The sequence below is a fragment of the Sphingomonas folli genome (assembly GCF_019429525.1).
Taxonomy (GTDB): Bacteria; Pseudomonadota; Alphaproteobacteria; order Sphingomonadales; family Sphingomonadaceae; genus Sphingomonas; species Sphingomonas folii.
Genome location: NZ_JAHXZL010000006.1, coordinates 202,848 through 215,597 on the forward strand (window position 1 = coordinate 202,848; position 12,750 = coordinate 215,597).

Here is a 12,750-nt window from a genome sequence, read left to right on the forward strand (position 1 = left end):
ACTTCGCCGCGACGAGCCGCGGCGAGTCGACTTGCCCGCGCGGCGGCGCGCGGGCATCAACCGTCTGATGGTGCTCGAACCGCCCTTCGTGTTGCTCGACGACGCGCGCCCGGGCGCGGGTGCGGCGCGGCTCTACACGAACCCGCGTCGCGTGCTGCGCGCCGAGGCGGCCGCGGCGGTCCCGGCGCTGCTGCGCGAGGCCGGCGCGGCGGGAGCCGACGCCGCGGGCTTCCTCTCCTACGCCGCCGGCGCGGCGTTCGAACCCAGCGCGGGGGCGGCGCCGCGCTCGACCGACGCGCCGCCGCTCGCCTGGTTCGGCCTGTTCGACGGCTGGCAGACGGTGGAGGACGTCGCCGCGCTGCTGCCCGACGCGGCGGCGAGCTGGGTCGGCGCGCCCGAGCCCGAGCCGACGCGCGACGACTATGACGCGATGTTCGCCCAGGCGCAGGCGCTGATCGCCGCGGGGGACCTGTACCAGCTCAACCTCACCTTCCGCGCGCGCGTGCCCGTGCTCGGCGACCCGCTCGCGCTCTACGCCAGGCTACGCCCGCACGCGCGCGCCGGCTGGGGCGCGATCGTCGCCACCGGCGAGCATTGGCTGCTGTCCTTCTCGCCCGAGCTGTTCGTGGCGCTCGACGGCGACCGCCTCACCTGCCGCCCGATGAAGGGGACGGCGCGGCGCGAGCCCGAGCCCGCGGCCGACCGTGCCGCGGCCGAGCGGCTCGCGGGCGACGCCAAGCAGCGCGCCGAGAATCTCATGATCGTCGACCTGATGCGCAACGACCTCGCGCGCGTGGCGGTGGCGGGCAGCGTCGCGGTGCCCGCGCTGTTCGCGGTGGAACATTATCCCAGCGTCCACCAGCTCACCTCCACCGTCACCGCCGCGCTGGCGCCGGGGCGCGACGCCGCCGACGTGCTCGCCGCTTTGTTCCCCTGCGGCTCGATCACCGGCGCGCCCAAGGTGCGCGCGATGCAGGCGATCGCCGCGATCGAGCGGGGCAGCGCGCGCGACGTCTACACCGGCGCGATCGGGCGGATCGACGCGGGCGGCGACGCGCAGTTCAGCGTCGCCATCCGCACGCTGACGCTCGCCGCCGGCGCGGAGGCCGCGCTGCTCGGCGTCGGCGGCGGGATCGTCGCCGACTCGCGCGCGGAAGAGGAATGGGACGAGGCGCTCGCCAAGGCGGCCTTCGTCGCGCACGCGGTGACCACGCCCGACCTGATCGAGACGCTCGCCTTCGACCCGCTCGAGGGGCTGCTGCTGGTCGACCGCCATCTCGCGCGGATGAAGGCCAGCGCGGCGGCGCTCGGCTTCGACTTCGACCGCCACGCCGCGCGCAACGAGCTGCAGGCGGCGACCTTTCGGCTGCGCGAGCGCGCGCGCGTGCGGCTGGTGTTGGCGCCGTCCGGCGCGGTCGCGATCGAGGTTACCGCGCCGCCCGCGCCGCGGCTCGCCCCGCTGCGCGTCGCGCTGGCGCCGCTGCCGGTGACGCCGCGCGACTGGCGGCTGCGCCACAAGAGCAGCGACCGCGGCTTCTACGACCGCGCGCGCCGCGCCGCGGGCGAGGACGAGGTGGTGTTCGTCGCCCCCGACGGCCGCCTCACCGAGGGCAGCTTCACGACGCTGTTCGTCGCGCGCGGCGACGTGCTGGTGACGCCGCGCGCCGGCCCGCTGCTGCCCGGCGTGCTGCGCGCCGAGCTGATCGAGCAGGGGCGCGCGGTCGAGGGCGATCTCACCGCGGCCGATCTCGCGCGCGGCTTCCTGCTCGGCAACGCGCTGCGCGGGCTGATGCCGGCGACGCTCGCGGTTGCATGATGGAGGCGCGCGTCGCATAGGCACGCGCGCTTCCTCAACGAAGGCGCCCGCCATGCACACCTCCGCCGCGCTCGACCGCATCAATCCCTCGCCGACGCTGGCGATCACCAGCCGCGTGATGGAGCTGAAGCGTGCCGGGGTCGACGTGATCGGCCTGGGCGCGGGCGAGCCCGACTTCGACACGCCCGATTTCGTCAAGGAGGCCGCGATCGCGGCGATCCGCGCGGGCAAGACCAAGTACACCAACGTCGACGGCACGCCCGAGCTGAAGGAGGCGATCGTCGCCAAGTTCAAGCGCGACAACGGCCTGGATTACACCCCGGCGCAGATCAGCGTGAACGTCGGCGGCAAGCACACGCTGTTCAACGCGCTGGTGGCGACGCTCGACGCCGGCGACGAGGTGATCGTGCCCGCGCCTTTTTGGGTGAGCTACCCCGACGTGGTGCAGTTCGCGGGCGCCACCCCGGTGATCGTCGCCGCGGGCGCCGACGTCGGCTACAAGCTGACGCCCGCGATGCTCGAGGCGGCGATCACGCCGCGCACCAAGTGGGTGATCCTCAACTCGCCGTCCAACCCGACCGGCGCCGCCTATACCGTCGACGAGCTCAGGGCGCTGGGCGCGGTGTTCGAGCGCCACCCGCACGTGTGGATCTTCGCCGACGATATGTACGAGCATATCGTCTACGACGGCTTCCGCTTCGCCACGATCGCCGAGGTCTGCCCGTCGCTGTACGAGCGCACGCTGACGGTCAACGGCTGCTCCAAGGCCTATGCGATGACCGGCTGGCGGATCGGCTTCGCCGGCGGCGCGCCGTGGCTGATCAAGGCGATGAGCAAGCTGCAGTCGCAGTCGACCAGCAACCCCTGCTCGATCGCCCAGGCCGCCGCGGTGGCCGCGCTGACCGGCGACCAGTCCTTCCTCCAGGAGCGCGCCGCCGCCTTCCAGATCCGGCGCGACCTCGTCGTCGGCCTGCTCAACCAGGCCGAGGGCATCACCTGCCCGACGCCCGAGGGCGCCTTCTACGTCTACCCCGACGTCAGCGGCGTGATCGGCAAGGCGACGCCGGCGGGGCGCAAGATCGAGACCGACAGCGACTTCGTCGGCTATCTGCTCGACGACGCCAAGGTGGCGGCGGTGCAGGGCGTGGCGTTCGGTGTCTCGCCCGCGATGCGGATCAGCTACGCCACGTCGGAGGCGCTGCTCACCGAGGCGTGCCACCGCATCCAGCAGGCGTGCGCCGCGCTCCGCTGAGTGACGCGACGGTCACGAACGGAAACGATTCGGTTCGAACGTTGACATATCGGCGCGGGAACGCCGCGCCTATATGGGCGCCAGATGAACGCTCCGCCCAGAGGCCGTTCATCGACCGATCCTTATTCCTCCAGCCCAAGGGCGCGCATCGCGCCCGTCGAACCGGAGCGGCCGCGCGGGCGGTCGGAGAGAAGAGAGTAACGCCATGAACCGTTTCATCAAGTCCAGCTTCGCGCGCCAGTTCGCCGGCGGCTTCCTGATCGGCGCGGCGGCGATGCTCGGGATCCATGCCAGCCAGGCCGAGACCCCCGCCAACGCCTATGCCGCGACCCACGCCGCGCGCTGATCGAGGGCAGAGCGCCCGCCACGCGCGCGGGCGATGAAATGCGCTGATCCATGTTGCCGCCGCGCCGCGCGCTCCCCATCTTCCGCGACATGACCAAGCTCCCTCACCGCCGCCTCGCCGCGCTCGCGCTCGGCGCTCTCTCGCTGGCGAGCTGCGGTGCGGCCGAGGCCGAGCGCGCGGTGCCGATCCCCGCCGCCGCGCGCGACGTCGCGCCCACGCCCGGGCTCCAGACCGCGGTGCTCGCGGGCGGGTGCTTCTGGGGCATGGAGGCGGTGTTCCAGCAGGTCCGCGGCGTGCGCGACGTCACCGCTGGCTATGCCGGCGGCACCGCCGCGACCGCCAATTACCGCGACGTCAGCAGCGAGACGACCCGCCACGCCGAGGCGATCCGGGTCCGCTACGACCCGCGCCTGGTGAGCTACGCGACGCTGCTGCGCGTCTATTTCTCGGTGGCGCACGATCCGACCCAGGTGAACCGCCAGACCCCCGACGTCGGTACCAGCTACCGATCGGCGATCTTCGCGCAGACTCCCGAGCAGCGCGCCGTCGCCAACGCCTATATCGCGCAGCTCGGCGCCGCGCACGCCTTCCAGCGCCCGATCGCGACCAAGGTGGAGGCCGGTGCCTTCTACCCGGCCGAGGCGGAGCACCAGGACTTCTTCCGGCGCAACCCGTACCACCCGTACATCGTGCGCTGGGACAAGCCCAAGGTGGCCGCCTTCCGCGCCGGCTTCCCGCGCCTGGCGGGCTGAGCCCACCGCGATCGCGCGGCGACCGGCTACAGCCGCGTCCCCACCGCGGCGCAGGCGAGGAACATCAGCAGCCCGGCGAAGCGGTTGCTGCGGAAGCGCGCGAGCGCGCCGGCGCCGTCGTCTGGCACCAGCGTCGCCGCCTGCCAGCCGAGGTGGAGCGCCATGGGCGCCAGGGCGGCGAGCACCAGCGCGTCGGCGCGGACCTGCCAGAAGGCCGCCGCCCATAGCGCCAGCGCCAGCGCGTAGCACAGCGCGACGCCCGCGCGGACGTGCCGCCCCATCGCCAGCGCCGACGAGCCGATCCCGATCAAGGCGTCGTCCTCGCGGTCCTGCAGCGCGTAGATCGTGTCATAGCCCACCACCCAGCAGATCGCGCCGGCGTAGAGCAGCAGGCCGGGCGTCGTGAGCGCGCCCCACACCTCGCTCCAGCCGACCAGCGCGGCCCAGGAGAAGACCAGCCCGAGCCACAGCTGCGGCCACCAGGTGATGCGCTTCATGAAGGGATAGGCCGCGACCGGCGCCAGCGCGGCGAGCGACACGATCGCGGCGTACAGGTGCAGCTGGAGCAGCACCACCAGCCCGATCAGGCACAGCGCCACCAGCCACGCCCAGGCGGCGCCGAGCGAGACCTGGCCGCTGGCGAGCGGGCGGTGGCGCGTGCGCGCGACGCTGGCGTCCAGCTCGCGGTCGACGATGTCGTTGTAGACGCAACCCGCGCCGCGCATCGCCACGCTGCCGAGCAGGAGCCACAGCAGGAGCGGCCAGCGCTCCACCGCGCCGCCGGCGAGCGCCACCGCCCAGGCGCCGGGCCAGAACAGCAGCCACCAGCCGATCGGCCGGTCGAGCCGCGCGAGCAGCGCGAGCGCGCGCGGTAGCGGCGGGAGCGCGGCGACGAGGCCGCGGTGCTGGCTGTCGGGGACGATCTCGGTCACGCGCGCCGCTCTAGCGCGTCCCGCCCCGCGACCAAAGCCGCGGTTGCGGTGCCACCGCGTGCCCGCCATGGTCGCGCGTCAACCGTCCCCGCGGAGAGGATAATCATGGTCGCCCGGCCGGCATGACGTTGCTCGCCATCGCCCTCGTCATCGTGCTGCTGGTGCTGCTGGTGGCGCTCGCCAAGGCGCCGCCGCTGGTCGCCTTCGTCGTCGCCGCGCTGCTGGGCGGCGTGCTGCTCGGCGTGCCGCTCGAGACCATCCCCAAGGCGATCGAGAAGGGGATCGGCGACACGATCGGGCCGCTGGTCGTGATCGTGGTGCTCGGCGCGATGGCGGGCAAGCTGATCGCGGACAGCGGCGCGGCGCGGCGGATCGCCGACGCGCTGATCGCGCTGTTCGGCCCGCGGCGGCTGCCGCTGGCGATGGCGGCGACCGGCTTCCTGGTCGGCATCCCGCTGTTCTACAACGTCGGCTTCGTGCTGATGGTGCCGCTGATCTTCTCGATCACCGCGCGCGCCAAGCTGCCCCCGGTGCATGTCGGCATGCCGCTGCTCGCTGGCCTGTCGATCGCGCACGGTTTCCTGCCGCCGCATCCCTCCCCCACCGCGCTGGTGACCCAGCTCCACGCCGATCTCGGCCAGACGCTGATCTACGGCCTGATCGTCGGCGTGCCGACGCTGCTGATCGCGGGGCCGCTGTTCGCGATGACACTGAGAGGCATCCAGTCGCCGCCCTCGACATTGTTCGGCAGCGACGACGCGGGCGAGCGTCGGCTGCCGGGCACCGCGGTGAGCTTCCTGTGCGCGCTGCTGCCGGTCGGGCTGATCGCGGGCACCACCGCGCTGGGCTATCTCGCGCTGCCGCCCGACCTCGCGTCGGCGGTGCGCTTCGTCGGCAACCCGACGGTGGTGCTGCTGGTGGCGATCGCGATCGCGATGCTCGCGTTGCGCGCGGGCAGCGGCCTGCCCCTGCCGCGGATGATGGAGAGCTTCGCCGGCGCCACGCGCGACATCGCGCCGATCCTGCTGATCATCGCGGGTGCGGGCGCGCTCAAGCAGGTGCTGGTGGAGAGCGGCGCCGACCGCGTGCTCGCCGCCGAGCTGGCGACGCTGCCGATCCCGCCGCTGGTGCTGGGCTGGCTGCTCGCCTGCGTGATCCGGATCGCGCTCGGCTCGGCGACGGTGGCGGGGCTCACCGCCGGCGGGCTGGTCGCGCCGCTGCTCGCCACCAGCGGCGCGAACCCGAACCTGATGGTGCTCGCGATCGGCGCGGGCAGCCTGATGTGCAGCCACGTCAATGACTCGGGCTTCTGGATGTTCAAGGAATATTTCGGGCTGAGCCTGCGCGACACCTTCCGCTCCTGGTCGCTGATGGAGACGCTGGTCGGCAGCTTCGGGCTGGTGTTCGTGCTGCTGCTCGACGCGGTCGTGTAGCGCCGCGCGACCGACCTGCGCCACGCGTCGCCGCGGCGCGCCCGCACGCACCTTCGGCCATGCGGTGTCACGGGAACGTCGTCGCCCGATGCGACGGTGACCGGCACCGCGCGGCTATAATGGAAGCCGCAAGTGGAGGCGGAGGCGGGTATGACGGGACGGATCACGCGCGGGACGCGAACGCTCATACCCCTCGCTTTCCTGCTCGCCACCCCGCTCGCCACCCCGCTCGGCGCCGCGCCGCGCGGCGCGGTGCGGCCGCACGAGCTCCGAGTCGAGCGCGTGGTCGCGCTGGTGCGCCACGGCGTGCGCGCGCCGATCCCGGGCGAGGTACCCGCGGGCACGCGCACCGACGCGGCGTGGCCGCGCTGGCCGGTGGCGCCCGAGCGGCTCACCCCGCACGGCGCGCGCGCGCTGCGGATCGAGGGCGCGCTGGCACGCCGCTGGCTCGACTCGCTCGGCCTCACCGCGCGCGGGCGCTGCCCCGCGGCCGGGCAGCTGAGCGTCTGGACCAACACCGCCGAGCGCACCGTCGCCAGCGGCGCCGCGCTCGTGGACGGACTCGCGCCGGGCTGCGCGGTGCCGGTCGGGCATCGCGGCGCGGGCGAGGTCGATCCGCTGTTCGAGCCGCTGCGCGCCGGGGCGGCGCCGTTCGACCCGCGCGCCGCGATCGAGTCGATCCAGGCCTATACCGGCGGGGTCGAGCGGATGGCGGAGCGCTACCGCCCCCAGCTCGCCGAGCTCGACCGCGCGCTCGGCTGCGGCGACGCGGCGGGCTGCAGCCCGGCCGCGCCCGCGGCGCTGCGCCCCGGCGCCGACGGTCGCTCGATCGAGCTCAGCGGCCCGATCCGCGACCAGTCCGGGACGGCGCAGGTGCTGCTGCTGCAATATGCCGAGGGGCTCACCGCGCGCACGCGCTGGGCACGGGTCGACGCCGCCGCGCTGCGCCAGCTCGGCGCGCTCCACGCCGCCCTGTTCGACGTCTTCTCGCGGCCGCCCTATATGGCCGCGCGTCAGGCGGGGCCGCTCGCGCGCCGCGTCGAGGAGCGGCTCACCGCGCGCGACGGCCCCGCGGTCGAGCTGCTGGTCGGGCATGACACCAACGTCACCGCGCTCGCCGCGGTGCTGGGCGTGACGCTGTCCGCGCCCGGCTATGCCGCGGGCGACGTCGCGCCGGGCGGCGCGCTGGTGCTGGAGCTGCTGCGCGGCCGCGCCGGGGCGCGCTTCGTGCGCGTGACCTATCGCACCCAGTCGCCGACCCAGCTGCGCCGCCTCGCGCGCGGCGGCGCCGTGACCCGGCTCGCGATCCCGGGCTGCGCCGGCGGGCCGGAGCGGAGCTGCCCGCTCGGCGAGTTCGTGCGGCGGCTGCGCGCGCGCACCGCGGGCTGAGCCCCGCTTGCACCGCCGCGGCGGCGCGCCGACAAGGGGACATGATCCGTACCCTCCTCGCCCTTACCGCGCTCGCCGCGTCGCCCGCCCTCGCCCATCAGCAGGGCCAGCGCCCGCCGCTCACCGCCGCGGCGCCGCAGCCCGCCGCGGCGCGCACGTGGCCGACGCGCGAGGCCGACGCCGAGCTGCGCGACGTCGCCTTCGCCGCGGGCGGGCGGATGGCGCGCGTGCGGCTCCATTATACCACGCTCGGCACGCCGCACCGCGACTCGCGCGGCGCGATCGACAATGCGGTGATGGTGCTCCACGGCACCGGCGGCACCGGCAAACAGTTCCTCCAGCCGCAGTTCGCCGACCAGCTCTACGGCCCCGGCCAGCCGCTCGACATCGCGCGCTACTATGTCATCCTCCCCGACAACATCGGGCACGGCGGGTCGTCCAAGCCGTCGGACGGCGCGGGTCCCGATTTCCCGCGCTACGACTACGACGACATGGTCGCGCTCCAGCACCGGCTGGTGACCGAGACGCTCGGGATCAAGCGGCTGCGATTGCTGATGGGCACGTCGATGGGGTGCATGCACGCGCTGATGTGGGGCGAGCGCTGGCCCGACGCCGCGCGGGCGCTGATGCCGCTCGGCTGCGAGGCGGTGCCGATCGCCGGGCTCAACCGGATGTGGCGCCAGCTCGCGATCGACTCGATCACCGCCGACCCGGCCTATGCCGGGGGCCGCTACGAGGCGCAGCCGCTCGCCGGGCTGCGCGGCGCGGCCTCGCTGCTGTTCGTCGCGGGCGGCGCGCCGATCTACCTGCAGGATGCCTATCCGACGCGCGACGCCGCCGCCGATTACGCGCGCCAGCGAGTCGCCGCCTCGCTCAAGGGGCTCGACGCCAACGACCTGATCTGGGCGCTCGATTCGTCGCGCAGCTACGATCCCTGGCCGCGGCTGGAGGCGATCACCGCGCCGGTGACCTGGATCAACTCGGCGGACGATTTCATCAACCCGCGCGCGCTCGACTATCCCGAGCGCGCGGTGCGGCGGATGCGCGACGCGCGTTTCCGGCTGATCCCCGAGAGCGTCGGGACGCGCGGCCACGGCAGCCACACCTGGGCGCGGCTGTGGAAGGACGATCTCGTCGCGCTGCTCGCGCGCTCGGCCAGGCGCTGATCCGGCCGGACGCGCGCGGCTTGCGCGCGCGCGCCGGGCGACCTAGCGCCGGGCGCATGCGTGCCCTCCTCCCGCTCGTCGCGCTCGCCGCGCTGCTCCCCTCGCCCGCCGCGGCGCAGCGCGCCGACCGCGCCACGCCGGGCTGGGTGCGCGTCCGGCTCGAGACCGCGGACGGGCCGATCGTGCTCGCGCTCGACGCGCGCCACGCGCCGATCACCACCGCCAACTTCATGCGATACGTCGACGACGGTCGGTTCGACGGCGTCAGCTTCTATCGCACCGCGCGCAACAAGCGCGACCCGCGCTACGGCTTCATCCAGTCGGGCATCCGCACCGACGCGCGCCGCTTCCTCGACACGATCCCGCACGAATCGACCAAGCAGACCGGGATCAAGCACCTCGACATGACGATCTCGATGGCGCGGCTCGGCCCGCCCGGCGCGGCCAACGGCAATTGGTTCATCACGGTCGGCGCGATCCCCTCGATGGACTGGAGCCCGACCAACCCGGGCTATGCCGCCTTCGGCCGAGTCGTGGCGGGGCAGGCGACGGTGAAGCGCATCCTCGCCGAGCCGACCGGCGGCGGGATGAAGGGCACGCTGATGCTGGAGCCGGTCCGGGTCAACAAGGCGATCCGGCTCGACGGCGCCGCCAGGCCGACCGGCCGCCCGCGCCCCTGGCTGATCGAGCGCCGCCGCGACGGCTGAACTCTCGGCGCCCCCGGCTCGTTGAGGGCGGAGCGAAGGAGAGCGACATGAGCGAGCAGCCGAACAAGCCGGGCGGTGACTTCCGCGAGGACGGCAAGGTCCGCGACGCGGGCGACGAGCAGGCGGTCAAGAACCAGGGCGGCACCACGCCCGAGGCCTATCCGAAGAAGGACGGCGGCCGCGCCACCGGCGAGGACAGCGCGGTGGGCGCGGGCCGCGGCGAGAGCGACGGGCAGTAGCCCAGATCGCGCCCTAGCCGCGCGGCAGCGCCTCGACATAGGCGCGCACCGCGTCGGCGATCGGCACCGGGCGGCCGGTCGGCAGGTGGACGTTGACGCTCACCATCGTGATCACGCTGCACAAGGCGCCGGTCGCCGGGTTGGCCAGCTCGAAGCGCAGCGTCATGCTGGTGGTGCCGAGCCGCTCGACTCGCACGTGCGCCTCCACCTCATCGCCCCAGGTGAAGGGCGCGAGATAGTCGAGCTCGGCGCGGCGGACGTGGAACTCGCTCTCCTCCCACACCGGGCCGAGCGCCTCGGCGATGCCGCTCGCGCGCCAGAACTCGGTCGCGGCGACATCGGCATATTCGAGGTAGCGCGAGTTGAAGACGACGCGCTGGCCGTCGATCTCGGCGTAGCGGACGCGGAAGCGGGTGGAGAAGGCGAAGCCGGGGCGGGTCATAGGCCGCGCCTGTGGCGACGCCGCGGTGCCGGGTCAACGTCCCCGCGTCAGAGCTCGATCACGCGGTCGGGCAGCTCGTTGGCGTCGCTCGCGCTCTTGGGCAGCTGCTCGGCGAGGATCGCGCCGACCGCGCCGACCGCCGCGACCATGCCCTCGCCCGGCTGCCCGGCGCGCACCGAGTCGACCAGCGCCGCCATCGCCGCCCCCCAGCGCTCCGGGGGCACCGCGGCGTGGACCGCGCGGTCGGCGACGATCTCGGCGGCGCGCTCGTCGGCGGAGAGGTAGAGCAGCACCGCCTCGCGTCCGGCGGTGCGGCGCTCGGCGGCGAGGCGGAAATACAGGAGCGCGCGCCGCCGAACGCGCCGCCGCCGCGTCGCGCGCGGGGTCAGCGCGAGCCGCAGCGGCATCCAGGCGAGCAGCAGCCGCGCGACGAGGAAGGTCGCCGCCTGGGCCACCAGCAGCAGCGCGAGCGCGGCCGCGCGCGACTCGCCCCAGCCGTTGCCCGGCGCGAGCGCGGCGGGCCACAGCGCCGCCGCCGCGGGCACCGCCAAGGTGGCGAGCAGCGCGTAGTGGAGCGCGACATCGTGATAGGCGTCGGACCGTTCGCTGACCACGGTGACGATCTCGCCGTCGGTGGCGCGCTCGGCGGCGGTCACCGCCGCGGTCACCGCGGCGCGCTCCGCGGGGGTGAGCACCAGCCGCGCCATCACCAGCTGCCGCTCGCGCCGCCGCCGCCGAAGGAGCCGCCGCCGCCCGAGAAGCCCCCGCCGGAGAAGCCGCCGCCGCCGCCGCCGCCCCAGCCCGATCCGCCGCCGCCCCACAGCACCACCGGCGCCCAGCCGCCGCGATAGCGCTTGCCGCCCGCGGAGCGGCGCAGCAGCGGCAGCAGCACGAAGACGAGCACCACCGCGATCCAGAAGGCGACGACCATCCAGTCGCCCCCGTCCTCCGCGCGCGCCGGCTTGGCGCTGGCCTGCGCGGCGCGGCGCTCGGCCGCCTCGAGTGGCAGCTTGAGCTGCTCGGCGAGCTGCTGCGCGCCCGCGACGATCCCGCCCGCCATGTCGCCGGCGCGGAAGCGCGGCAGGATGGTCTGGTTGACCACGATGCTGGCATAAGCGTCGGTGACGATCGGCTCGAGCCCGTAGCCGACCTCGACCCGCACCTTGCGCTCGTTGGGCGCGACCAGCAGGATCACGCCATTGTCGGCGCCTTTCTGCCCGATCCCCCAGGCGCGGCCCAGCCGATAGCCGTAGTCCTCGATCGTATAGCCCTGCAGGCCGGGCACCGTGGCGACGACGAGCTGGCGCGACGAGGCCTTCTCGACCGCGGCGGAGAGCTGCTCGAGCTGGCGCACCTGCTCGGCGTCGAGCAGCTTCGCTTCGTCGACCACGCGGCCGGTCAGCGGCGGGAACTGCTGCGCGGTCGCGGTCGCCGCCGCGATCAGCCACAGCGCCGCGACCAGCAGCGCGCACCAGCGCTTCGCCGTCGCCGAGGTCCGATCCGTCACGTGCGAGACGCGACCGTGCTCCCGCGCCCGCGGGAGCACGGAGCCACGAGCGCCGTTCCCGAAGGAGTGGGCTCGGGCGCTCGCCGGAGCACGCTTCCGCTCCGATGGATCGGACACCGATCCGGGCGCGCGCGCGATCATCGTCGCGGCTCAGCCGCCGAAATTGACGGTGGGGGCCTGCTCGGCACCGGGGCTCGTCGCCTGGAACGGGACGAGCGGCTTGGCGCCGTAGAAGATCTTGGCGCCGACCGCGTCGGGGAAGGTGCGGATGCGCGTGTTATAGTCCTGCACCGCCTGGTTGTAGTCGCGGCGCGCGATGGTGATGCGGTTCTCGGTTCCTTCCAGCTGCGACTGGAGCGAGAGGAAGTTCTGGTTCGACTTGAGGTCGGGATAGGCCTCCTGCAGCCGCTGCAGCGACAGCGTCACCGCGTTCTGCGCGGCGGCGTAGCGCTGCACCGCGGCGGGGTCGCTGAGCTGGTCGCCGCTCACCTGCACGCGATTGGCCGAGGCGCGCGCCTCGGTGACGCGGGTGAGCACGTCCGATTCCTGCTTGGCATAGCCCTTCACCGTCGCGACGAGATTGGGGATCAGGTCGGCGCGGCGCTGATACTCGTTCTGCACGTCGGCCCAGCGCGCCTTGGCATTCTCCTCGGCGGTGGGGACGCTGTTCACGCCGCAGGCGGCGAGCGGCAGGGCCATCACGAGCGCGGCGGCACGACGGTGCATCATGTTGAACTCCCCTCTGTTCCGGCGAACCATACGCCCGCGC

General features: G+C 74.0%; 14 protein-coding genes. 9 read left to right on the plus strand and 5 right to left on the minus strand.

What is annotated here, in order from left to right; all coding sequences use genetic code 11:
* Positions 1-67 precede the first annotated feature (67 nt).
* From pabB to msrA, 4 genes are all read left to right on the plus strand, one after another.
* The gene (gene pabB, locus KZ813_RS11085; RefSeq protein WP_219755037.1) at positions 68-1,816 is read left to right on the plus strand and encodes an aminodeoxychorismate synthase component I; all 1,749 of its coding nucleotides are present in this window, start codon (positions 68-70) and stop codon (positions 1,814-1,816) included.
* Positions 1,817-1,868: 52 nt separating this feature from the next.
* Positions 1,869-3,068 (plus strand): pyridoxal phosphate-dependent aminotransferase, encoded by a 1,200-nt coding sequence (locus tag KZ813_RS11090; protein WP_219755038.1) that lies wholly within the window; start codon positions 1,869-1,871, stop codon positions 3,066-3,068.
* Between the two features lie 205 nt (positions 3,069-3,273).
* Positions 3,274-3,414 carry a hypothetical protein gene (locus KZ813_RS11095; RefSeq protein WP_219755039.1) on the plus strand — a complete coding sequence of 47 codons (141 nt, stop codon included), beginning with the start codon at positions 3,274-3,276 and terminating at the stop codon, positions 3,412-3,414.
* 89 nt (positions 3,415-3,503) lie between these two features.
* Entirely contained in the window at positions 3,504-4,166 is a 663-nt protein-coding gene (gene msrA, locus KZ813_RS11100) for a peptide-methionine (S)-S-oxide reductase MsrA (protein WP_219755040.1), read from the plus strand.
* Between the two features lie 26 nt (positions 4,167-4,192).
* Here msrA and ubiA read toward each other — a convergent pair whose 3' ends face one another.
* Positions 4,193-5,098: a 4-hydroxybenzoate octaprenyltransferase gene (ubiA, locus tag KZ813_RS11105; protein ID WP_308461862.1), complete on the minus strand. Its 906-nt coding sequence runs from the start codon at positions 5,096-5,098 to the stop codon at positions 4,193-4,195.
* A gap of 122 nt (positions 5,099-5,220) precedes the next feature.
* On the opposite strand from ubiA, the gene KZ813_RS11110 reads away from it, so the two are divergent.
* The 5 genes from KZ813_RS11110 to KZ813_RS11130 all read left to right on the plus strand — a co-directional run bounded on the left by KZ813_RS11110 (position 5,221) and on the right by KZ813_RS11130 (position 10,032).
* On the plus strand, positions 5,221-6,531 hold the full coding sequence (locus KZ813_RS11110) for a gluconate:H+ symporter (protein ID WP_219755042.1): 1,311 nt from the start codon (positions 5,221-5,223) through the stop codon (positions 6,529-6,531).
* 150 nt (positions 6,532-6,681) lie between these two features.
* A complete protein-coding gene (locus KZ813_RS11115; protein ID WP_219755043.1) occupies positions 6,682-7,920 on the plus strand; it encodes a histidine-type phosphatase in 1,239 nt (412 codons plus the stop codon).
* A gap of 41 nt (positions 7,921-7,961) precedes the next feature.
* The gene (locus KZ813_RS11120; RefSeq protein WP_219755044.1) at positions 7,962-9,086 is read left to right on the plus strand and encodes an alpha/beta fold hydrolase; all 1,125 of its coding nucleotides are present in this window, start codon (positions 7,962-7,964) and stop codon (positions 9,084-9,086) included.
* Between the two features lie 56 nt (positions 9,087-9,142).
* The gene (locus KZ813_RS11125; protein ID WP_219755045.1) at positions 9,143-9,793 is read left to right on the plus strand and encodes a peptidylprolyl isomerase; all 651 of its coding nucleotides are present in this window, start codon (positions 9,143-9,145) and stop codon (positions 9,791-9,793) included.
* Between the two features lie 47 nt (positions 9,794-9,840).
* Positions 9,841-10,032: a hypothetical protein gene (locus tag KZ813_RS11130; RefSeq protein WP_219755046.1), complete on the plus strand. Its 192-nt coding sequence runs from the start codon at positions 9,841-9,843 to the stop codon at positions 10,030-10,032.
* Between the two features lie 13 nt (positions 10,033-10,045).
* Here the strand turns inward: KZ813_RS11130 and KZ813_RS11135 are convergent, their stop codons facing one another.
* The 4 genes from KZ813_RS11135 to KZ813_RS11150 form a co-directional block, all read right to left on the minus strand.
* Entirely contained in the window at positions 10,046-10,474 is a 429-nt protein-coding gene (locus KZ813_RS11135) for an acyl-CoA thioesterase (RefSeq protein WP_219755047.1), read from the minus strand.
* Between the two features lie 47 nt (positions 10,475-10,521).
* Positions 10,522-11,181: a TPM domain-containing protein gene (locus KZ813_RS11140; RefSeq protein WP_219755048.1), complete on the minus strand. Its 660-nt coding sequence runs from the start codon at positions 11,179-11,181 to the stop codon at positions 10,522-10,524.
* Positions 11,181-11,981: a TPM domain-containing protein gene (locus KZ813_RS11145; protein WP_308461863.1), complete on the minus strand. Its 801-nt coding sequence runs from the start codon at positions 11,979-11,981 to the stop codon at positions 11,181-11,183. The genes KZ813_RS11140 and KZ813_RS11145 overlap by 1 nt, the downstream gene beginning before the upstream one ends.
* A gap of 150 nt (positions 11,982-12,131) precedes the next feature.
* Positions 12,132-12,710: a LemA family protein gene (locus KZ813_RS11150; protein WP_219755050.1), complete on the minus strand. Its 579-nt coding sequence runs from the start codon at positions 12,708-12,710 to the stop codon at positions 12,132-12,134.
* Positions 12,711-12,750 lie beyond the last annotated feature (40 nt).

Coding starts and splice junctions, on each gene's coding strand:
- pabB (WP_219755037.1), top strand. CDS start 68: ATGGTGCTCGAACCGCCCTTCGTGTTGCTCGACGACGCGCGCCCGGGC.
- KZ813_RS11090 (WP_219755038.1), top strand. CDS start 1,869: ATGCACACCTCCGCCGCGCTCGACCGCATCAATCCCTCGCCGACGCTG.
- KZ813_RS11095 (WP_219755039.1), top strand. CDS start 3,274: ATGAACCGTTTCATCAAGTCCAGCTTCGCGCGCCAGTTCGCCGGCGGC.
- msrA (WP_219755040.1), top strand. CDS start 3,504: ATGACCAAGCTCCCTCACCGCCGCCTCGCCGCGCTCGCGCTCGGCGCT.
- KZ813_RS11110 (WP_219755042.1), top strand. CDS start 5,221: ATGACGTTGCTCGCCATCGCCCTCGTCATCGTGCTGCTGGTGCTGCTG.
- KZ813_RS11115 (WP_219755043.1), top strand. CDS start 6,682: ATGACGGGACGGATCACGCGCGGGACGCGAACGCTCATACCCCTCGCT.
- KZ813_RS11120 (WP_219755044.1), top strand. CDS start 7,962: ATGATCCGTACCCTCCTCGCCCTTACCGCGCTCGCCGCGTCGCCCGCC.
- KZ813_RS11125 (WP_219755045.1), top strand. CDS start 9,143: ATGCGTGCCCTCCTCCCGCTCGTCGCGCTCGCCGCGCTGCTCCCCTCG.
- KZ813_RS11130 (WP_219755046.1), top strand. CDS start 9,841: ATGAGCGAGCAGCCGAACAAGCCGGGCGGTGACTTCCGCGAGGACGGC.
- KZ813_RS11135 (WP_219755047.1), bottom strand. CDS start 10,474: ATGACCCGCCCCGGCTTCGCCTTCTCCACCCGCTTCCGCGTCCGCTAC.
- KZ813_RS11140 (WP_219755048.1), bottom strand. CDS start 11,181: ATGGCGCGGCTGGTGCTCACCCCCGCGGAGCGCGCCGCGGTGACCGCG.
- KZ813_RS11150 (WP_219755050.1), bottom strand. CDS start 12,710: ATGATGCACCGTCGTGCCGCCGCGCTCGTGATGGCCCTGCCGCTCGCC.